Here is a 20,516-nt window from a genome sequence, read left to right as displayed (position 1 = left end):
AAAAACGAGCCGAAGCTCGTTTTTTATTACATGATCAACAATCAATTACCAATGGTAGCTTACGCCCACTTTACCAACTGGTAACCATTTATATTTGTCATCATTACGGATTTTATCCGCTTCTGCTCTAGTTGCTTGACCTAGAGTACGACCATCATCACCAATTAATCCTGGGTTACTAGAAACCAGTTCCACTGTTGGATTACCTGTGTAGTAAGCACCTACTTCACCAAATACACCGAAATTCTTATTAATTTTCGGAGCAATACCGAAGCCTACATATGGGGCAATATCATTATCGTATTTCTGGTTACCTTTAATTGATACATTATCATTTAAACCAGCATTAAAGCGTGACCCATCAACTTTAAATGATGCATTACGACCAATATTACGATTTACATCATAATCATTGTCAATATAAGCTACACCAGCAGCGACATATAGACCTTGTGCCCAAGTATTTTGGCTTGCACCCCAAGGACGAATCTCAGCGTTTAAATACGCTAATTTGTTGTCCATGTCTAAGTCATATTTAGATCCATTGATTTTTAAATCATCAGACCAAGAAATATCACCACCGTTATAACCCAGTGCTAAACCAACATAAGGGTTAGCAGTCCAAAGTAAAGCACCACCGTAACCAGTTGTACCGACTTCAAGACGAGCACCTGTAGGAATTAATTGGTTTGCTTCAAATGCATAACCTTGGTCAACAACAGAGCCATCTGCCATTGCTAGACCAGAAGCAGATAACGCAGCTGTAACAGCCAATAATTTTAACACTTTCATTTATGTCTCCTCAAAAAATAGAGTTTGTTCTTTAATCATTAATGTGTTGGACTCAGGACGATCATATGTGATTCTCTGCTCACAATTAATAGATAAATTGATTGCTTTTTGTTATTTTTTGATACAAATAGATATTAATTGTTGTTTTTAAAGAGAATAAGTTAAATAAAAACTTAACAATTCGCTCTTTTGGTTATTTTATTTTAAATTATAAGATTAGTTTTTTCGATTGAAACTAGATTTTATATCTAAACTGAGTCCAATTTGGTGTAGAATCTTTTAAAATTTTTTGGGAAGGAAGATCATGTCTCAGCTTTCAACGATCATCGAACAAGCGTTTGAAAACCGTGCTAACTTTACAGCAGTAGATTGCCCTGCTGAAGTACGTCAAGCTGTTGAAGAAGCCATTGCTGGCTTAGATAACGGTACACTTCGTGTAGCTGAAAAAATTGACGGTGAATGGATTGTTCACCAATGGTTGAAAAAAGCTGTGTTATTGTCTTTTAAGTTAAATGATAACAAGCCAATCGAATCATGTGATCTTCGTTTCTATGACAAAGTAGAGACTAAATTTACAGGTTGGACTGAAGAACAATTTAAAGCTGCTGGTGTACGTGTAGTACCGCCTGCTGTTGCGCGTAAAGGTTCTTTCCAAGCGAAAAATGTAGTATTGATGCCTTCGTATGTAAACATTGGTGCTTATGTAGATGAAGGCACAATGGTCGATACATGGGCAACTGTAGGTTCGTGTGCCCAAATTGGTAAAAATGTTCATCTTTCAGGTGGTGTAGGCATTGGTGGTGTTCTTGAACCACTTCAAGCAAACCCAACAATCATTGAAGATAACTGCTTTATTGGTGCACGTTCTGAAATCGTTGAAGGTGTGATTGTTGAAGAAGGCTCAGTTATTTCAATGGGCGTATTCATTGGTCAATCGACTAAGATTTTTGACCGTGAAACAGGTGAAATCCATTATAGTCGTGTACCTGCTGGATCAGTTGTTGTTTCAGGCAGCCTACCATCTAAATGTGGTACGTATAGCTTATATGCTGCAATTATTGTCAAGAAAGTTGATGCTAAAACACGCGCTAAAACAAGCCTGAACGAATTGCTTCGCGAAGACTAATTTATATCCCCTCGTGGAATTTTAGTCATCTAGCATGGCAATCGCTTCTCATCTCTACGGTCAATCGTGATCGTAGAGATTTTTCATTTTGTAATCTGTGGTAAATTTCATGAATTCTCTTCGTTCTTCAACTATTCCTGTTTCTGATCCGTCTGCGGGGCTACGTATCACGGAGATTTTTTATTCATTGCAAGGTGAAGCCAACACTGCGGGTTTACCTACTGTTTTTATTCGTTTAACGGGTTGCCCATTACGCTGTACCTATTGCGATACCACCTATTCTTTTGAAGGTGGCGAGCGCCAATCGCTTGACCAAATAATTCAAACAACATTAGATTATAAAACTCCTTACATCTGTGTCACAGGTGGCGAACCCCTCGCTCAACCCAATGCCTTACCCCTAATGCAACGTTTGGCAGATTTAGGTTGTGAAGTTTCTTTAGAAACCAGCGGCGCTTTAGATGTCTCTAAAGTCGACTCACGCGTTTCAAAAGTTTTAGATTTAAAAACCCCAACTTCGGGTGAGGTTGCACGAAATTTACTGAGCAATCTTGATCATTTAACCCAACATGATCAAATCAAATTTGTGATTTGTAATCGTGAAGATTATGAATGGTCTAAACAGCAAGTTGAACAATACGCTTTAGAGCAAAAAGTCAGTACAGTTTGGTTTTCTCCTGCTTTTGCAGTGCAAAAAGGTGCGGCACGTTTGCCTCAGCTTGCTCGTGATTTAGCACAATGGATTTTAGAAGACCATCTCCCTGTTCGCTTCCAGTTGCAATTACATAAATTGCTTTGGAACGATGAAACTGGTCGTTAAATTTATCGTCAATTATTAATATTTGGAGAGTTGGATATGCGCCCTCGTGCCGTAGTCTTATTATCTGGTGGCTTAGACTCAACGACGTGTTTGGCTTGGGCTCAAGCAAACTATGACTGTATCGCCCTAAGTTTTATGTATGGTCAACGCTCTACCACTGAACTCGATGCAGCCCGTGCTTTAACGCAACGCGTAGGTGTAGAACATCGTGTGATTAATATCGATTTAGGTAATTTAGGCGGTTCAGCGCTTACAGACCTTAACATTGATGTACCTGATCATGAAACAGATGGTATTCCTGTAACTTATGTTCCAGCACGTAACACCATTTTCTTGTCTTATGCACTTGCTGCTGCTGAAGTTTTTGATGCTCAAGCAATTGTAATTGGCATCAATGCTGTTGATTATTCAGGATATCCTGACTGCCGACCAGAGTTTATCGAGGCTTTTGCCAATATGGCTCGTCTTGCAACGAAAGTGGGTGTGGAAGGAAAGCCTCTTAAATTTGAAACACCTCTGTTACATTTATCCAAAGCGAATATAATACGCTTAGGTATCGAACATGGCGTAGACTATAGTCAAACGGTTTCATGCTATCAAGCAGATGACCAAGGACGTGCTTGTGGCAAGTGTGATAGCTGCCGACTTCGTAAAGAAGGTTTTAAGGATGCAGGTATTGCAGACCCAACACGTTATATACCGCAATAACAAGGTACTGTTTATGAAAAATTTAAAATCAAGTCTTATTCTTTCTGCTTTATTTTCAGCCTCGGCTTTAATGGGATCTACGGCTTTTGCTGCTGAATCAAATGCAGTTCAACAAGCCTATAAAAGCGCAAATGTGAAATCTGCGCTTATTGGTGTGTGTAAAACAGAAACTGCTAAAGGTGGTAAGTTAACTTCTGCGGAAGTAAGTAAATACTGTAGCTGTGCTGTTGAATCTGATGGTAAGTTAACCAATGATCAAAAATGGCAAATTCAAAGTGCCATTAACCAAAAGAAAAGCCCAGCGACACTGGCTTTCGTTCAAAAAAACAACCAAGACCTTCAAACATGTTTTGGTCCTCAGTTAACAGGTAAATTAAAAACCTTAACTGAAGAAGTAATGAAAGCTGCACAAGCGAAGAAATAATTTCTTCTTGTTGTGAAGAGCCTGCATATGCAGGCTCTTTTTACAATTGGATGATACAAAGCGATATGCTAGATCAATGGGACACTGTTCTACAGCAACAAAAGTTTGTTGCTTCATATAGTGGCGGTAAAGATAGTAGCCTTGCGTTATACCATGCTTTGCAAACTGGACAAGCCGTGGCTTTAATGGTCATGTTAGAAGAACATGGGCAAAGATCTCGTTCTCACGCCATGCCGCTGGATATCATTGATACTCAAGCTAAGCTGATTGGTTTACCAATTCTTAAAGCAGCAGCCACGTGGAATGAGTATGAACATCAATTTTTAAATCTGCTCAATCAAGCCAAACAGCTGGGTGCAGAAGCCCTTGTTACGGGTGATATTGATCTGATTGGACATGCGCAATGGAACCAATCTGTCTGTGAGCAAAGCCAATTACAGTTATGCATGCCATTATGGCAAAAACCACGGCTCGACATTGTGAGTGAATTGATTCAACTGGGTTTTGTCAGCATCATTGTGACGATTAATTTAAACCTCGGTATGCGGGTTGAAGATTTAGGTAGAATTTTAACAGCTGATTTTGTGAATGAATTAATTACACGAGGGATTGATCCATGTGGTGAAGCTGGTGAATTTCATACCACATTGATAGATGGTCCCATTTTTAAAAAACCACTTTTACTGCATAAAGGTGATATTCTGTATCATGAAAATTATGCATTTCTAGCACTTGAACTTAAACAAGATAGCATTTAAGGACAAACAATGACTGAGCAAATATTACTTCCGAATCAAAAATTCCCTACGACTACGGGTGAAATCAATCTCACTGAGCTCTCCACAGATTGGTTAGTTTTATATTTTTATCCAAAAGATTCTACACCTGGCTGTACCACTCAAGCGGTTGGTTTCTCCTGTATAAAAGACCAATTTGACGCTTTAAATACCACTATCATTGGTGTATCTCGTGACTCTGTAAAAGCACATCAAAACTTTACTGAAAAGCAAGCATTGACCATTAATCTGATCAGTGACAAAGAAGAAGAATTATGTAAACACTTTGATGTGATTAAAGAAAAAAATATGTATGGTAAAAAAGTGATGGGAATTGAACGCTCAACATTTATTTATCATCAAGGTAAACTGGTTAAAGAATATCGTAAAGTTAAAGCAGCTGGACATGCTGAACAAGTTTTAGAAGACTTAAAAGCACTACAAAAAGCTTAACTGCAAAAGTCCCTACTCGCTTTGAAGTTAACGCGATTTTAAGCGTGTCAGGGACTTTAGCAGTTTCTTATTGAGAACATACTCAAATCTGATATAGCTTATTCCTTCTTTTCTCATTAAAAATGATCATTATGCTGAGTTGACCAACAATACCAATTAAACCAGCAAAGATATTGCAATTCCCCACATGACTAATGCAATAATAAAATCTAATATTTGCCATGAGCGTTGATTTTGAAAAACGGGGAGTAAAAAGCGTGCACCAAAACCTAAGCTAAAGAAGAATAACCACGATGCCGTTACTGCACCAATCGCAAAATACAGCGCGGCGGTAGATTCAAACTTTGTCGATATAGAACCAATTAAAACCACAGTATCCAAATAAACATGTGGATTAAGCCAAGTTAAAGCTAAACAAATCAGAAGCATTTTCATTAGTTTGAATTCATTATTTTCACTCGGTTTTAAACCTGTCGATGTTCTGAAAGCTTGTAGAAAATGTTGTGCTCCATAGACCAATAAAAACGTTGCTCCGAAATACTTTGCCCAATCGACAAACTCTGGATGGGTTTGAATAACTTTTGAAAATCCAAGCACACCCAATAAAATTAAAATCGAGTCAGATGCGGCACAGACCACGCAAACCCAAAATACATGTTGCTTCTTTAAACCTTGTTTGAGTACAAAAGCATTTTGAGCGCCAATTGCAATAATCAGGCTAAACCCAACAGCTAACCCCTGCATATAACTTTGCAACATTTTAAAACTACACTTTTAAAGTTTTGAATGGATTGTGCTATTATCCAAATTTACTCCTTTAAATGAGTATTTCTAAGTAAATATCATTTAAGTTAAGTTTTTCTTAGTTATTGGTAATGGGGTATTTTAAAATAACTCATCTCTTTATATAAAAACGCCAATTTTTTAGAGGATCCGCATGTTACAAAGTAAGCATAGTGAAGCTTTTCTAGCGGTTGCCGAAACAGGTAGCTTTGAGCAAGCTGCTATTCGTTTGAACATCACAGCGTCAGCGGTAACATTACGTTTGCAAACTTTGGAAAAACAACTTGGACAAGTCCTGATCATTCGAGAAAGACCATGCAAAGTCACTCAAGCAGGCCAGGAAGTGTTACTTTTTCTACAACATCATCGCTTGATGGAACAGAATTTAATTCAGAGTCTTCAAGGACAAAGTTCACAATCACAATTTTTTAAATTAAACATAGCCACCAATGCCGATTCATTGGTGACGTGGCTATTACCCACAATTCAACACACCTTACTTACAGAAAAAATTGCTATAGACTTAAAAATTGATGATCAAACTCAAACCCATCACTTACTGGAAGCGGGATTAGTCAATGCCTGTATTTCAACCGAATCGAAACCAATGAAAGGCTGTGAGGCGATTCATTTAGGTATAATGAGTTATAGGATGGTTGCTACACCGAATTTTATCCACACTTACTTTCAGCATGGTATTCAACGTGAAACATTACGGCATATCCCTGCTGTTATTTTTAATGATAAAGACCACGTGCATGCCGAAGTTTTACAGCAAGTTTTTGGCTTGATGCCAAACAGTTATCCATGCCACTTTATTCCTTCTGCAACATCTTTTGTAGATGCGATTTTGCTCGATTTGGGCTATGGCATGGTACCTAAAATGCAAATTCAAAAAGAATTAGTAACAGGACAATTACTTGAAATCATACCCAAAGCAAGAACCGATTTACATCTATATTGGCATCATTGGAAACAACAATCTAAGCAACTGGAAAAACTCACTTTGGATTTAATTAGTAATACTCAGTCTATTTTAATCTAAGCACATGCTAATACTATTTGATTAAAGCGAATTCAAATCACATGTAAAGAACCCAACCATATCCCAGATCGAAATTTCATACATTGGACGAGCTAAACCCTTAGCTTGCGTTGCAAAAAATTGTAATTTGTTCTAGTACTCAGAGTTAAAGTATCTAAGTACCAAAAAATTGTCGAATGAGTGAATCGTCCCCGCGTAAAAATGATATCCGTATCGCTATGCGATAGATATACAATAAATAATTGAACAATAAAAAATGTAAAACTACATTATAGATATTATGCTAATTATGTTGGGCACTATACGTTATTACTTTATCCTCCACTGCCCAGACACTTGGATATTCACTTTTTCTCCAACGCCACCCACAGCTTTTTTCATTCCGAAATCACTACGCTTTATGACTGTAGTAGAACTAAAATCCAGCAATTTTGGATTATTTAGATTGGGTTTAATTGTCGCATTAAAAGTTACAGGCTTAGTCACATTACGCAAGGTTAAATTACCTGAAATTAGATATTTATTATTAGCAAGCGGTTTAAATGCCATACTTTTAAAAGAAGCGGAAGGATATTTAGCAGCGTAAAATAAATCTTCACCCATAATCATATTTTTTAAAGAAGATTTATTAATGCTTAGGCTATTTACATCCATCACAAATTCAGTAGATGCATTTTGCGGAGCGCTCGTATCAAAATTAAGGGAAGAATTAACACGCTTAAATTGCCCTTTGACGATGTTCATACCCAATGAGTCGATATGAAATCCAACATCACTATTGGGTGTCAATGTCCAAGACGCGGCATAGCTTGAAATCGAAATAACGAAGCTACCCAATAAAACTCCGTTTATAGCGACTGATTTAAACTGCATGCAATACTCCATTCATATTCTATATATTTCTATTCAGTGTATTGCAATACACACAAAAAACATTAAAGATTTGATTTGTCTTGAGTTTGGTATTTGTACTTTAATTGTTGGTAAATTTCCGTTTTCTGAAATTTCTCTAAAAACTCAGCTGTGCCCAAAGGAAACTCGACCTGATAAACTTCACCACGATAATATGCCTCACGTAGTGGGGTCGCAGAGATAGAGCCAACTAAACTATCCAATTCAACCATTTGCCATTCTGGAAATAGTTTTAAGTAATAAGATGAATCATCTTTAAAGTGACCAATTAAACCAATCTTATCAGTCTCTAAAACTGTAGCATTCACCAAGGACTTAACCAGCTCTACCCATTTAGTATCATTATAAACATCAATAACATGTACAAATTTGATTCGTTTTTGATCCGCTTCAGAAAAATTAGATAAAATCATTTGTTCCCGTTCTGATGCCAGAAAAGGATTTTTAGTATTCCGTTCATTTTGCGCAGAACCCAAGGCCAAAATTACATATTGGCTTTGTTGTAATGCAATTTTAATAGTTTGCATATGCGCGAGATGAAAGGGCTGAAAACGTCCAATATAAACAAGATAATCAAATTTATAAGTCATAAAAGTAATTTTTTATGAACTCATCAGTTGCAACAGAATTTCAAATATGCGACATAATGAGGGCATAAAATCCAATTAAATTTTAAAGCAAGGATAGTACGATGACACTTAGTTGTATTCAACAGCCACATCAACATTTAAACGCAAATTTAGAGAATGGTGTACTGACTTTAGCAATTAATCGACCAGAAGCAAAAAATGCACTGTATGGTGAATTATATCTATGGATTGCAAAAGCCCTAGATGAAGCTGATCAAGATCGTGATGTTCGTGTGGTAATCTTACGTGGCGCAGATGCTGACTTTAGTGCAGGTAATGATATGAAAGATTTTATGGCTTTCATTCAACAACCACTTGAAGGTAAAGAAGGTGACGGCCCTCCATTTGTATTATTAAAATCTGCTGCACGTTTATCTAAACCATTGATCTGCGCAGTACGTGGTGTGGCGATCGGGATCGGAGTAACAGTACTTTTACATGCTGACCTCGTTTATGCAGACAATACTGCCCTATTCCAAATCCCATTTGTCAGTCTGGGACTTTCTCCTGAGGGTGCTTCCAGTAAACTCTTAATTCAACAAGCGGGATATCATAAAGCGGCTGAATTACTGTTAACTGCACAAAAATTTAACAGTGAAAAAGCGCTCAATGCTGGCTTAATCAATAGTATTGAAGACGATGTATATGGTCACGCTTTACACCAAGCACAGACCCTAGCAGCACTTCCGTTGGCTTCAATCAAACAAACCAAAGCATTAATGAAGCATAATCTTGAAGAGATTATTCAATGCGTGGATGATGAAGCGGTGATCTTTATGCAACGCGTTAAATCACCTGAAATGGCTGAAGCCGTTGCCGCATTTATGCAAAAGCGTAAGCCAAACTTCTCTCAATTTAATTAATTGAGAGAATCTGTCAAAAGCCACTGCATGACTAATATTCAGTGGCTTTTGTCATTTTGAATCCAATAAAACATATCATTTAATTATGGGTAAAGATCATGTCACAAGATACAACGACCAAGAAGCGCTATTACGAACCCGCTCCACAAGATATCGATATTGAAAATTTCCGTAAAGTCATAGAAAGTCGTCGCTCAGTACGTAAATACACTGAAAAGCAAATTCCTGCCGATGTTTTAGATGCTTGTTTAGATTTGGCTTTATTGGCACCAAACTCATCAAATCTTCAGCCTTGGACGTTCTATGTGGTTCAGTCTCAAGCGAAAAAGAAACAATTAGTCAAAGCTTGTTTAAGCCAATTATCAGCAAAAACAGCCGCAGAACTGATTGTATGTGTGGCACGTATTGACCGTATTGATGAAATGGCAAAAAACAATTTAACCCATTTCCCAATGCCAGAAGCGCCAAGGGCTGTAAAACAATATTATAAATTTATTGCATATAACTATAAAACAGGTTATCTGAATGCTTTAGGTAACTTTAAAAAGGTGGCTTTTAAAGTAGCACGCACTTTAGATAAACAACTTCCTGTCACTGCATTCAACCCAGCTGATGCAAAGCTTTGGGCCAGTAAAACAACAGCCTTGGCTTGTGAAAACTTGGTACTTGCTTTACGTGCTTATGGTTTTGACAGTTGCATGATGGAAGGTTTTGATGAACCCTTAGTTCGCAAGATCCTCAATCTAGGTGATAAAGAATTTCCAGTCATGGTGATTAGTGCCGGTGAACGTGCTGAAGATGGCGTATTCTTCCCACAATACCGTTTTGATCGTGATTTGTTTATTCAAAAAGTTTAATTTTAGCTTATAAATTCCTCCTCTTTGTTCAGAAGCGGGTTGAGATTTTTAAACTATTATTCAATATCAATGATTTGAATAAACTCAAAAGCAGGTTCTTCATAAGGATGACTTGCTTTTAAAGCGATTGCCACTTGTTTGGCCTTGTGTTCAGGAACGATAGTTTCCACTCGCCATTCAGGCAATTGCTCTAAATGATCTAACTCGCCTATAAAAGGCTGTGCACCGCTTAACGGTTTAAATTGCCCTGTTCCTAACACTTGCCAAGCGCAATGTTCATAATCACCAATACCACCCGCTCCTGCTTGAAAAATTGCAAGTTTGGTTGCTTCAAGGTGTGATTCTGGAACATAGTAGATCAGTTTAAGCATATTATTTTATAATCAAAAACTTGATTATAGCTTTGTTCGTATTTACTTTTACTTATTTTTATTTGGTTTTCGTTAGAAAAAAGCTATGTATTGTTAGCTCAATTCATAAGATTTAAACAGAACTGTAGATTTTATAAGCTTGATCAGAATACAAAAAAAGAGCGCCTAAGCGCTCTTTTTATTTCTCTAAAAATTACTCGTCAGATTCAGTATTATTAGACTCAGTCTCAACTTGATCCATAACGGTTTCATCATCAACTAATTTTTCTGAATCAATTAAACTCTCTGACTCTAAAGTAGTCTCGCCTTCAATTACATCTAACTGATCGATAATCTCATCATCAGCTTCGACAGCTTCAACCGCAACCACACCGACCAAGACTTCTTCATTACCTAAGCGGATCAAACGAACACCTTGGGCATTACGACCTGTTCTCGCTACTTCAGAAGCACGGGTACGAACCAGTGTTCCACCATCAGAAATCAACATTAATTCTTTAGATTCATCGATGGCAACAGCACCCACTAACTCACCATTACGTTCAGATGTTTTAATTGCAATAACACCTTTACCACCACGTTTTTTAGTTGGGAAGTCATCTACTGGTGTACGTTTACCATAACCATTTGCAGAAGCACATAATACTTCGCCAGTTTCTGGTACAACAACTAACGAAACGATTCGGCTAACCACATTGGTATTCGAATCTATAGTATCTTCATCATCTGAATCTACATCAACTTCAACATCTTCTTCTGTTTGTGCCGCAGCCAATGCCACACGCATACCACGAACACCTTTCGCAGTACGACCCATCACACGAGCATCAGTTTCAGAGAAACGGATTGCTTTACCTTCATTCGAGAACAACATGATTTGCTGTTCGCCATCAGTAATTGCAACACCAATTAAAGTATCTTCTTCTTTCAACTCAATCGCACGTAAACCATTTGAACGAACATTACCAAACTGCTCTAATTCAACACGTTTTACTGTACCTGATGCTGTTGCCATAAATACATAGAAGTTTTTACGAACACTTTCTACACGTTCAGCAAATTCAGCGATTAATTCATCATCAAGATCAGAAGCAGAAAGTTCAATACCAATTTCTTTGAGTTGCTTACGTAAAGCATCTGATAAGTCATCTGGATTTTCACCAAGATCTGCAAACGCAGCTTTTAGTGCTTCATAATGTGAGTCGATAATTGTATTTTGACGCAGTTGAGCAACGTTGGCACGGACAAAAGTTCTAAACTCTGTTAAACGCTCTGTAAATTTCTTCGGTGCATCGATAACAGGAAGAATCGCTGTAATGGTCTCTTCTGCATCCAGTGGTAATAAGTTCACCATTGGGCGACCTTTTGCACCACGTGACGCTTGAGGTACTTCAAATACTCTTAAGCGATAAACTTTACCTACATTGGTAAAGCACAATACAGTTGCATGGTTCGATGTCACAATTAAATGTTGAATATAATCGTCTTCTTTCATCGAAGTTGCAGATTTACCACGTCCACCACGGCGCTGTGCAGCATAATCAGACAATGGTTGCGTTTTTGCATACCCTGTTTTTGAAACAGTTAAAACAACTTGCTCTTCTGGAATCAAATCTTCACGAGAGAAATCAATACGTGATTCAACAATATCCGTTTTACGTGCATCGCCATATTGTTGAAGAACCAATGCAAGTTCTTCACGAATCACATTCATCAAAAGATTGAAGTCATTTAAAATTGCGGTAAGTTCAGCAATTTGAGCTAAAATTTCAGAATATTCAGCTTGTAATTTATCTTGTTCAAGCCCTGTTAAACGATGTAAACGTAATTCTAAAATTGCACCAACTTGAGCTGGAGATAAACGATAAAGCTGACCGTCTAAACCAAATGGACGACTTGGATCTTCACCTTCAATCTCATCTGGGCGAACTGAAATTGCACCCGCTTTTTCTAGCAATGCAACAACATTTCCACCCGCCCATTCGCCAGCAAGTAAACGCTCACGTGCTTCAGCTGGATTCGCAGAAGTCTTAATGGTTTCGATGATTTCATCAATATTGGCTAAAGCAACAGTCAAACCTTCTAAGATATGACCACGTTCACGCGCTTTACGTAATTCAAACATGGTACGGCGCGTCACCACTTCTTGACGGTGACGAATAAATGCCGCAATGATGTCTTTTAAATTCATCAGTTTAGGTTGGCCATTATCCAAGCAAACCATGTTGATACTGAATGAATTTTCAAGTTGAGTATTTAAAAATAAGTTATTAACAATAACTTCAGCGTTTTCGCCACGCTTTAAGTCAATTGCAATACGCATCCCGTCTTTATCAGATTCGTCTCGAAGTTCTGAAATACCTTCAAGTTTTTTCTCTTTGACCAATTCAGCAATACGTTCAATGGTTCTTGCTTTATTGACCTGATAAGGAATTTCAGTGAAAACAATCGTCGTACGACCAGTTTTTTGATCTTCTTCAAAATGGTATTTACCACGAATATGCAAACGACCTTTACCCGTACGGTAAGCATCTACAATTCCTGATTTACCATAGATAATGCCGCCTGTAGGGAAATCTGGACCAGAAATATATTCCATCAACCCTTCAATTGAGATGTTTGGATTATTTGCATAAGCCAAACATGCATTAACTACTTCTGTCATGTTGTGTGGCGCCATGTTGGTCGCCATACCGACAGCAATACCTGTCACACCATTGATCAGTAAGTTAGGAATACGTGTTGGCATAACCTGAGGAATACGCTCAGAGCCATCGTAGTTATCTTCCCACTCGACTGTATCTTTTTCCAAGTCAGCTAACATTTCATGGGTGAGCTTACGCATACGCACTTCGGTATAACGCATTGCTGCTGCGCTGTCACCATCGACAGAACCAAAGTTACCCTGACCATCAACCAATTGATAACGTAGACTAAAATCTTGAGCCATACGAACAATTGTTTCATAAACAGCTGAATCACCATGTGGGTGATATTTACCGATTACGTCACCAACAACACGTGCAGATTTTTTATAGGCTTTGTTATAGTCGTTGCCTAACTCGTGCATAGCGAACAGCACACGACGATGAACAGGTTTTAAACCATCTCTCACGTCTGGTAATGCACGAGATACAATAACACTCATGGCATAATCGAGATATGAGCTTTTTAGTTCATCCTCAATGGCAATCGGTCTAATTTCCGATACGCTCATGCATACTCCTTATTACAAACAGTGCAAACTGCTACTGCTCATTTATATAATCTAGCTAGTCAAAATTTAGCTCAAAAAGCGTTGAGCCAAAATCTAAAATTCAGTCGCACAGTATAGCATAAAACCAAGCGATTTTGTGCCTATCCAACCACACTATAATCATGATTTTTTGTAGTATTTTTAAACAATTTTAACGATTTATTGACAATAAAAAAACGCCTGATTGTCCACTCAATTAAGCATCGTTAAATTTATAAATGAATGGGTATTTTTATCTCGAAACCTAGATTTTTTCTATCCAATCATACCCAATGATGTGCTTCATTGACTATTTTTGTTATGTTTATTAGTAAAAAATAAATCACATCAAACAGTTTTGCTTCGGATCGATTAAAAAACTCAAACTTGAAAATTGCCCTATAAAATCCAATATGGCAAAAAATATGAGCAAAGCAATACGGAGTCTAACTCCACTGATCAGAAAAATCTAAACACTTCCAAATATAGAGTTTTGTGAATTTCTATCATTTATATGGATCTGCCTGAATCAATTCACAGTGTTGCAGCAAATCATCACTGATTGCTACACGATAACATTGCCAATCATGAATTTTATTATTTTCAAGCTGTGGAACCATATATATTCGACTTGCAGGAGTATCAGTGAATTTACCCACTAGAACTCCTTGCTGTGTAATTTCAATTTGATCAAAAATAAAATCACTAAACTGAGTCTGTTCAAACTTTTCAATATCTTTTAGGCTCGTTGCAAAACGATGCTTGACATCATAATACTCTGTTAAGCGCGCTTGATAAGCTTGCATATCAAAATAACGCGCTTGATATTCATTAGACACCACCTCTTCGCTTGCAGGAAGTGCTTCATCTGTGATCGCAGCCTCATCTTGATTGGATGCCCCAATTACAGACATCACGATAGGAATAACGACACTTGAAATAACCCCAAGCACTGCCGGACCAAACAAAAATACAGCTAAAAGTATCCAGACAATTTTAAAATTTTTCTTTTTAGGCTGATTCTGAGACTCTCTTTGAGTATGTGCAACTTTCTGCTGCCATGATTCAAGTAATGCACTCGCCTTATCTCCTACAGAAGCATGCTGATTGCTTTCTGTTTCATTGTTCGGCGGAGTCTGTCGAGGTTTTATATTATGCGTGGGATTTGACTGTCCCTGCTTATTTTCACGGCGTACAGAAAATTCAACATTACTATTGCCTGTTAAATCGTTAGTCTGTTTAACATGTTTTAAACGAGTACCACAAATACCACATTTCATGGCTTCATTGATATTCTCAGCGTAACATTTGGGACACTTCATATTTATAGCTATTCTAGGTGAGATGATATGGAATTGAGCAGTAATGGAAAAACACAGCGTCTAAAATGACAGAATCAGCCAGTCTAATGCGCCAACAAATATAGAATTAAAAAAATGGTGAAAAACAGCTACAGAGTTAAAGGATATGTTTGTGTCTGTAACAACTGATTTAAACTGGAATTTTCTGCATGTTGTCAGTATACGATTGAAAATTTAATTATGTTTATCATTTGATCTTATAGGGTTTAAAATTAGACTTCAAGGCATTTATCTACTCATTCTCTCTCGCAATATTCCTTAAAAAACTTATCTATTTATATCAATTAATTATAGATAAAATAACCACTCAAATTACAGTACTTTAGACGTAAGAATTAATATCAGAAAAAATGAAAATAGCATTTTTGATCACTGTTTTTATTTTATGATACCTTATGTTTAAAAATCCCTTTTATAAATCAAGAAAAGATCATGTAGCTTGAATCGTATTAGTTTTGCAAGGTTCCTTATACCTATGGGAAAAATGACCATAAAGGAGCTTTTAAATTGATTTACACTATAAAAAAAGGTCTTATGAGAGAAGCTACTCAGAGTTTCTTTATTAGCATAGAGAATAACCCACCACCACGACTTTATTTATCCGCACATACAATCCATCTATTTAATCAATAAATTTGAAAAAAAAACGCACTTAGGAAATCCTAAGCGCGTTTTTTGAAACTTAATTCGAGAATTAAAGCTTAGAAACTAATTCAGGAACAACAGTATTCAAATCACCAACTAACCAGTAGTCAGCTACAGCATTGATTGGTGCTTCTTCATCTTTGTTGATTGCAACAATCACTTTAGAATCTTTCATACCTGCCAAATGCTGGATCGCACCAGAAATACCTACAGCGATGTAGAGATCAGGCGCAACGATTTTACCAGTTTGACCAACTTGCATATCGTTAGGAACGAAGCCAGCATCAACCGCAGCACGTGAAGCACCTTGAGCTGCACTCAGCTTGTCAGCAAGTGGGTCAAGTACTTTATGATAGTTCTCACCAGAACCAACACCACGACCACCCGATACAACGATACGCGCAGCAGTTAATTCAGGACGTTCTGATTTCACAATTTCTTCAGAAATGAACTTAGAAATACCTGCATCACCTGTAGAAGCCGCTGATTCAACTGCAGCTGAACCGCCTTCAGCAGCAACAGGATCAAAAGCTGTACCACGTACAGTTGCAAGAACAATTGCTTCGTCAGATTGAACTGTAGCAATTGCATTACCTGCATAAATTGGACGTTTGAAAGTTTTAGGACCTTCAACAGCAATGATGTCAGTGATCATGCTTGAGTCTAAAAGTGCAGCAGCGCGTGGCAAGATATTCTTACCTGTTGTTGTTGAAGCAGCAAGGATATGTGAATAACCTTTACCTAATTCAGCAACAAGTTTCGCTACGTTTTCAGCCAATTGGTTTGCATAAGCTGCATCGTCAGCAAGCAAAACTTTGCTTACACCAGCAACTTTCGCAGCAGCATCTGCAACTGCTTGAGCACCAGAACCTGCAACCAATACAGTGATATCACCACCGATTTTTTGAGCCGCAGCAACAACGTTTAAAGTTGCACCGTTAAGTGTCTTATTGTCGTGCTCAGCGATAACTAAAATACTCATGATTTTATCCTTCTGTATTAGATCACTTTCGCTTCATTTTTAAGTTTTTCAACAAGCTCGTCTACAGACTTCACTTGTACACCAGCTTTACGCTCTGCAGGTGGTTCAACTTTAACTGTTTTAAGTTTAGAAGTTGCTGTAACACCGAAATCTGCAGGAGTTTTCGTATCAAGTGGCTTTTTACGTGCTTTCATAATGTTTGGAAGCGCAGCATAACGTGGCTCATTCAAACGTAAGTCAGTGGTAATGATCGCTGGAGTATTTAACTCAACAGTTTGTAAACCGCCGTCAACTTCACGAGTTACTTGAACTTTATCGCCATTTACAGTTACTACAGAAGCAAATGTACCTTGACCAGCGCCAAGTAAAGCCCCCAACATTTGACCAACTTGGTTAGAGTCGTCATCAATTGCTTGCTTACCTAAAAGCACAAGTTGTGGTTGTTCTTGTTCAACAACAGCTTTTAGGATTTTAGCAACTTCTAAAGCGCCAAGTTGACTGTCATCAGCCTCAACTAAAATACCGCGATCTGCACCAAGCGCCATAGCAGAACGAATTTGTTCTTGCGCTTCTTTTGGTCCAATAGAAACAACAACGATTTCTGAAACTGTTCCTTTTTCTTTTAAGCGAACCGCTTCTTCAACTGCGATTTCATCGAATGGGTTAATTGACATTTTAACGTTAGTAAGGTCTACCCCACTATTGTCCGGTTTAACGCGAACTTTAACGTTGGCATCAACCACACGTTTTACAGCAACAAGAGCCTTCATGTAATCCTCGGCTGTTTTAGCAAAAGTAAATGTTAAGAAGAGTTATAATAACGCTTCATTTAAAATTATTTAGGTGTCCTATCTTGCAATGTGATTGGCATTTCGGTCAAGTCACAATTCGCAAAACTGCTGTAAAAAGTCATAAAAAAGCTTGAACGTACAGTTCACATTTTTTCTAAATATTTTAACTTAGACACATAAGGCTACTATTTCGACAATATTTATATATTGATAAATAACATTATTTGTATAGATTCTGTATAAATAATCAAAAAAATTAAGATAAATTATCAATCAATCAAAGGGATGACACCACCCGTTCATCGATACTGCTACACTCTGTCATTTTAGACAGAATCAGCAATTTTTCTAAGTATGTTTATTGATTAAATTTGTGAACTTTTTGGCATTAAACTTGTAACAAAATACTAAATATACAAAAACGGGCTTCTTTTCAGAATTACCCGTTTGTTTCTGCTTGGATTAATTTACCAATAACCATGCGGCTGCAATAGTCAACAAAGTCCCTGAACCACCATCAATCCATTTTTGCTTACGCTCATTGATGTGCTGCTTTTTGGTCAATTGAGCAATCAAAAGACTCAAACCACAATACACCAAGAAAATCAAAGCAATAAAAATTGCTGACAAAGCCAAGCCTTGAAACACGGTGTTGCCTGATTTATCGATAAATTGTGGCAAAATCGCAAAATAGATCAACATGCCTTTTGGATTCAACAATGCTGTAACAAAGCCTTTGCGAATAGGATTTGAAACTGCTTTCTGTTCAATACGTAATGTCTTTTGGCTAAATACTGATTTAATCAAATGAAATGCCAAATACAATAAATAGGCGATCCCCAAATATCGAATCGTCTCAAACAATACTGGGAATGAAACAATAATTGCAGCAATTCCAAGCGCAACCAGAATCGAATGAACCAGATAGCCAGAACAAATACCGATTGTCGCCATCATGCCTGCTTTCGCATCTTTACCTATCACTTGTGACAGGATAAATAACATATCTGGTCCTGGTGTGAAAATTAACGGAAGTACCGTTAAGGCAAAAAGTACAAATACAGACATCTCTTTTCCCTTTCTGAAGTTTGACTGCGAGAAGAAAACAGTATCTTTTAAAATGCTTAAAATAGGATTTCAAATATTCTATAATAATGATTATTTTTCGAATTAAATTCTAATTTATGAAAATTTCATCTAAGACTATTCTAATCAAACTAGATCGTATTGATAAAAATATCATTCGGGCTTTACAAGCCAATGGCCGAATCCAAAATAATGATTTGGCTCGTGAGATTGGGCTCTCGCCCTCATCATGTCTGAGACGAATTCGACTCTTAGAAGAAGCTAAAGTCATCCAAAACTATACAACAGTGGTGGATCCACAAAAAATTGGATTTCAATTGATACTATTCTCAAGAATCTGGCTGTTAGGACAAGATGCTGAAACCATTGATACCTTTATTGAAGCAATGAAAGAACTGCCTCAGGTCATGGAGTGTTATATTATTCTGGGTGAATGTGATGCGATGTTAAAAGTGGTCGTCCCCGATTTAGAAAGCTACCGTAAATTTCAGTCGACACATTTGACCAAGAAGAATGGTATTACCAGTGTAAAAACCGATGTCCCAAGTCAAATCATTAAACAAAGCTTTCAGCTACCTCTTGAAGATTTATAATTCAAAAATACGCATTAGGTGAATATGAAAACATTTACTCCCCCCGTTCAATTAGAAACACCTAGACTTATTCTTAGACAATGGCAAGTTCGTGATTTTGATGTTTTTGCAGATTTAAATGCTGATCCAGATGTTATGCGGTATTTTCCAGCGGCCTTGTCAAAAAATGAAAGTGACCTTTTGGCAGGTCGATTTCAAGACACAATTACTGAATATGGTTGGGGATTTTGGGCGGTTGAGTTAAAAGAAAATCAGCAATTTATCGGTTTTGTGGGTCTAGCCAATCAAGCGGAAAAATTTACTTTCTCTCCTTGTGTTGAAATTGGTTGGCGCTTGGCACAGCAATATTGGCATCAAGGTTATGCAACGGAAGCCGCTCAGCAATGTTTAAAGTTTGCATTTGAAAAATTGGCTTTGGAACAGGTTGTTTCGTTCACAACTGTACTGAATCAAGCTTCGGAAAAAGTAATGCAACGACTTGGTATGGATTATGTCGAGAACTTTATGCATCCCGTTTTAGACAAAAACCATGCTTTGGCTGAACATGTACTTTACCGTATACAAAATCCAAAGCTGTAACGCTGGTCAATATGCGGATTATCTTAGACGATGTAAAATTATATATCATAGGTGAAAATTTGACTGAGGCAATACGCTAAAAATTCTCCCCTCTTCTACTTAAGTAGTGCTTTAATCAGGATATTCAATAAAAATGATTTATGAATTATGTACAGATCGTCTTTTACTTCGACAATGGCAAGCTTCTGATTACGATGCATTTGCAAAAATCACAGCAAACCCTGAAGTGATGCAATTTTTCCCAAAAATTTTAAATCGTGAGCAAAGTGACGAACTGGCAAATCAGATTAAATATTTAATAGAAATCAAAGGCTGGGGACTTTGGGCTGTTGAATTGATTGAAACCCAAGAATTTATTGGATGTGTGGGACTACATCAACAACCCTCAAAATTTGAATTTTCACCATGTATAGAAATCGGCTGGCGGCTTGATCCAAAATTTTGGAATAAAGGCTATGCAACTGAGGCAGCTCAAGCTTGTCTAAGATTTGCATTTGAAGAACTGAATTTTCAAGAAATTGTTGCATTTACATCTAAACATAATTTTGCGTCGCAAAATGTCATGAAAAAAATTGGAATGAGCTTTTCTCATGACTTTCTGCATCCTGATTTTGATGAGCACCATCCACTACATGAAGAGAAGCTCTATCGAATCCAAAAACAAGATTTTCAATTTGAGTATTGA

General features: G+C 37.3%; 22 protein-coding genes. 12 read left to right on the top strand and 10 right to left on the bottom strand.

The genetic code is table 11. From position 1 onward, the window contains the following. Positions 1 to 45: 45 nt before the first annotated feature. Complete coding sequence (gene carO, locus ACG9ZL_RS06250; RefSeq protein WP_336951758.1) at positions 46 to 792, bottom strand: ornithine uptake porin CarO; 747 nt, start codon at positions 790 to 792, stop codon at positions 46 to 48. 304 nt (positions 793 to 1,096) lie between these two features. Between carO and dapD the strand changes: the two genes are divergently transcribed. From dapD to ACG9ZL_RS06220, 6 genes are all read left to right on the top strand, one after another. After that, complete coding sequence (gene dapD / locus ACG9ZL_RS06245; protein ID WP_419359440.1) at positions 1,097 to 1,918, top strand: 2,3,4,5-tetrahydropyridine-2,6-dicarboxylate N-succinyltransferase; 822 nt, start codon at positions 1,097 to 1,099, stop codon at positions 1,916 to 1,918. Between the two features lie 109 nt (positions 1,919 to 2,027). Further along, positions 2,028 to 2,738, top strand: coding sequence for a 7-carboxy-7-deazaguanine synthase QueE (gene queE / locus ACG9ZL_RS06240; protein ID WP_336951760.1), 711 nt, complete (start codon positions 2,028 to 2,030; stop codon positions 2,736 to 2,738). Positions 2,739 to 2,774: 36 nt separating this feature from the next. Next, on the top strand, positions 2,775 to 3,446 hold the full coding sequence (gene queC, locus ACG9ZL_RS06235; protein WP_419359439.1) for a 7-cyano-7-deazaguanine synthase QueC: 672 nt from the start codon (positions 2,775 to 2,777) through the stop codon (positions 3,444 to 3,446). Positions 3,447 to 3,459: 13 nt separating this feature from the next. Continuing rightward, the gene (locus ACG9ZL_RS06230; protein WP_419359437.1) at positions 3,460 to 3,870 is read left to right on the top strand and encodes a hypothetical protein; all 411 of its coding nucleotides are present in this window, start codon (positions 3,460 to 3,462) and stop codon (positions 3,868 to 3,870) included. 65 nt (positions 3,871 to 3,935) lie between these two features. Further along, entirely contained in the window at positions 3,936 to 4,628 is a 693-nt protein-coding gene (locus tag ACG9ZL_RS06225; RefSeq protein ID WP_336951761.1) for a Dph6-related ATP pyrophosphatase, read from the top strand. A gap of 9 nt (positions 4,629 to 4,637) precedes the next feature. After that, positions 4,638 to 5,099 carry a peroxiredoxin gene (locus ACG9ZL_RS06220; protein ID WP_336951763.1) on the top strand — a complete coding sequence of 154 codons (462 nt, stop codon included), beginning with the start codon at positions 4,638 to 4,640 and terminating at the stop codon, positions 5,097 to 5,099. A gap of 156 nt (positions 5,100 to 5,255) precedes the next feature. Here ACG9ZL_RS06220 and ACG9ZL_RS06215 read toward each other — a convergent pair whose 3' ends face one another. After that, positions 5,256 to 5,858: a LysE/ArgO family amino acid transporter gene (locus ACG9ZL_RS06215; protein ID WP_419327162.1), complete on the bottom strand. Its 603-nt coding sequence runs from the start codon at positions 5,856 to 5,858 to the stop codon at positions 5,256 to 5,258. A gap of 178 nt (positions 5,859 to 6,036) precedes the next feature. Here ACG9ZL_RS06215 and ACG9ZL_RS06210 point away from each other — a divergent pair, with 178 nt between their 5' ends. Further along, positions 6,037 to 6,927, top strand: a complete 891-nt coding sequence (locus tag ACG9ZL_RS06210; protein ID WP_419359434.1) for a LysR family transcriptional regulator ArgP — start codon at positions 6,037 to 6,039, stop codon at positions 6,925 to 6,927. 309 nt (positions 6,928 to 7,236) lie between these two features. Here the strand turns inward: ACG9ZL_RS06210 and ACG9ZL_RS06205 are convergent, their stop codons facing one another. Continuing rightward, a complete protein-coding gene (locus tag ACG9ZL_RS06205; RefSeq protein WP_336951766.1) occupies positions 7,237 to 7,800 on the bottom strand; it encodes a YceI family protein in 564 nt (187 codons plus the stop codon). 62 nt (positions 7,801 to 7,862) lie between these two features. Next, positions 7,863 to 8,429 carry a nicotinate-nicotinamide nucleotide adenylyltransferase gene (locus ACG9ZL_RS06200; RefSeq protein WP_336951767.1) on the bottom strand — a complete coding sequence of 189 codons (567 nt, stop codon included), beginning with the start codon at positions 8,427 to 8,429 and terminating at the stop codon, positions 7,863 to 7,865. 101 nt (positions 8,430 to 8,530) lie between these two features. Here ACG9ZL_RS06200 and ACG9ZL_RS06195 point away from each other — a divergent pair, with 101 nt between their 5' ends. Together ACG9ZL_RS06195 and ACG9ZL_RS06190 are read left to right on the top strand one after the other, a co-directional pair. Further along, entirely contained in the window at positions 8,531 to 9,331 is an 801-nt protein-coding gene (locus ACG9ZL_RS06195; RefSeq protein ID WP_004717217.1) for an enoyl-CoA hydratase, read from the top strand. 98 nt (positions 9,332 to 9,429) lie between these two features. Further along, on the top strand, positions 9,430 to 10,188 hold the full coding sequence (locus tag ACG9ZL_RS06190) for a nitroreductase family protein (protein ID WP_004717220.1): 759 nt from the start codon (positions 9,430 to 9,432) through the stop codon (positions 10,186 to 10,188). A 56-nt stretch (positions 10,189 to 10,244) separates the two neighbouring features. Here ACG9ZL_RS06190 and ACG9ZL_RS06185 read toward each other — a convergent pair whose 3' ends face one another. From ACG9ZL_RS06185 to ACG9ZL_RS06160, 6 genes are all read right to left on the bottom strand, one after another. Beyond that, positions 10,245 to 10,559, bottom strand: a complete 315-nt coding sequence (locus tag ACG9ZL_RS06185) for a YqfO family protein (protein WP_336951768.1) — start codon at positions 10,557 to 10,559, stop codon at positions 10,245 to 10,247. Positions 10,560 to 10,752: 193 nt separating this feature from the next. Further along, on the bottom strand, positions 10,753 to 13,776 hold the full coding sequence (gene gyrA, locus ACG9ZL_RS06180; protein ID WP_336951769.1) for a DNA gyrase subunit A: 3,024 nt from the start codon (positions 13,774 to 13,776) through the stop codon (positions 10,753 to 10,755). A 524-nt stretch (positions 13,777 to 14,300) separates the two neighbouring features. Further along, the gene (locus ACG9ZL_RS06175) at positions 14,301 to 15,116 is read right to left on the bottom strand and encodes a zinc ribbon domain-containing protein (RefSeq protein ID WP_336951770.1); all 816 of its coding nucleotides are present in this window, start codon (positions 15,114 to 15,116) and stop codon (positions 14,301 to 14,303) included. Between the two features lie 733 nt (positions 15,117 to 15,849). Continuing rightward, a complete protein-coding gene (locus tag ACG9ZL_RS06170) occupies positions 15,850 to 16,782 on the bottom strand; it encodes an FAD-binding protein (protein ID WP_004717227.1) in 933 nt (310 codons plus the stop codon). Positions 16,783 to 16,799: 17 nt separating this feature from the next. After that, complete coding sequence (locus tag ACG9ZL_RS06165; RefSeq protein ID WP_004823176.1) at positions 16,800 to 17,552, bottom strand: electron transfer flavoprotein subunit beta/FixA family protein; 753 nt, start codon at positions 17,550 to 17,552, stop codon at positions 16,800 to 16,802. Positions 17,553 to 18,035: 483 nt separating this feature from the next. After that, positions 18,036 to 18,641 (bottom strand): LysE family translocator, encoded by a 606-nt coding sequence (locus ACG9ZL_RS06160; RefSeq protein ID WP_419359432.1) that lies wholly within the window; start codon positions 18,639 to 18,641, stop codon positions 18,036 to 18,038. Between the two features lie 116 nt (positions 18,642 to 18,757). Between ACG9ZL_RS06160 and ACG9ZL_RS06155 the strand changes: the two genes are divergently transcribed. The 3 genes from ACG9ZL_RS06155 to ACG9ZL_RS06145 all read left to right on the top strand — a co-directional run bounded on the left by ACG9ZL_RS06155 (position 18,758) and on the right by ACG9ZL_RS06145 (position 20,516). Next, on the top strand, positions 18,758 to 19,252 hold the full coding sequence (locus tag ACG9ZL_RS06155; RefSeq protein ID WP_336951772.1) for an Lrp/AsnC family transcriptional regulator: 495 nt from the start codon (positions 18,758 to 18,760) through the stop codon (positions 19,250 to 19,252). A gap of 24 nt (positions 19,253 to 19,276) precedes the next feature. Beyond that, the gene (locus tag ACG9ZL_RS06150) at positions 19,277 to 19,831 is read left to right on the top strand and encodes a GNAT family N-acetyltransferase (protein ID WP_336951773.1); all 555 of its coding nucleotides are present in this window, start codon (positions 19,277 to 19,279) and stop codon (positions 19,829 to 19,831) included. Between the two features lie 133 nt (positions 19,832 to 19,964). Further along, the gene (locus ACG9ZL_RS06145) at positions 19,965 to 20,516 is read left to right on the top strand and encodes a GNAT family N-acetyltransferase (protein WP_336951774.1); all 552 of its coding nucleotides are present in this window, start codon (positions 19,965 to 19,967) and stop codon (positions 20,514 to 20,516) included.

It is taken from the genome of Acinetobacter legionensis, assembly GCF_048551735.1.
Classification (GTDB): domain Bacteria; phylum Pseudomonadota; class Gammaproteobacteria; order Pseudomonadales; family Moraxellaceae; genus Acinetobacter.
This window is presented reverse-complemented; position numbering and strand designations above follow the sequence as displayed.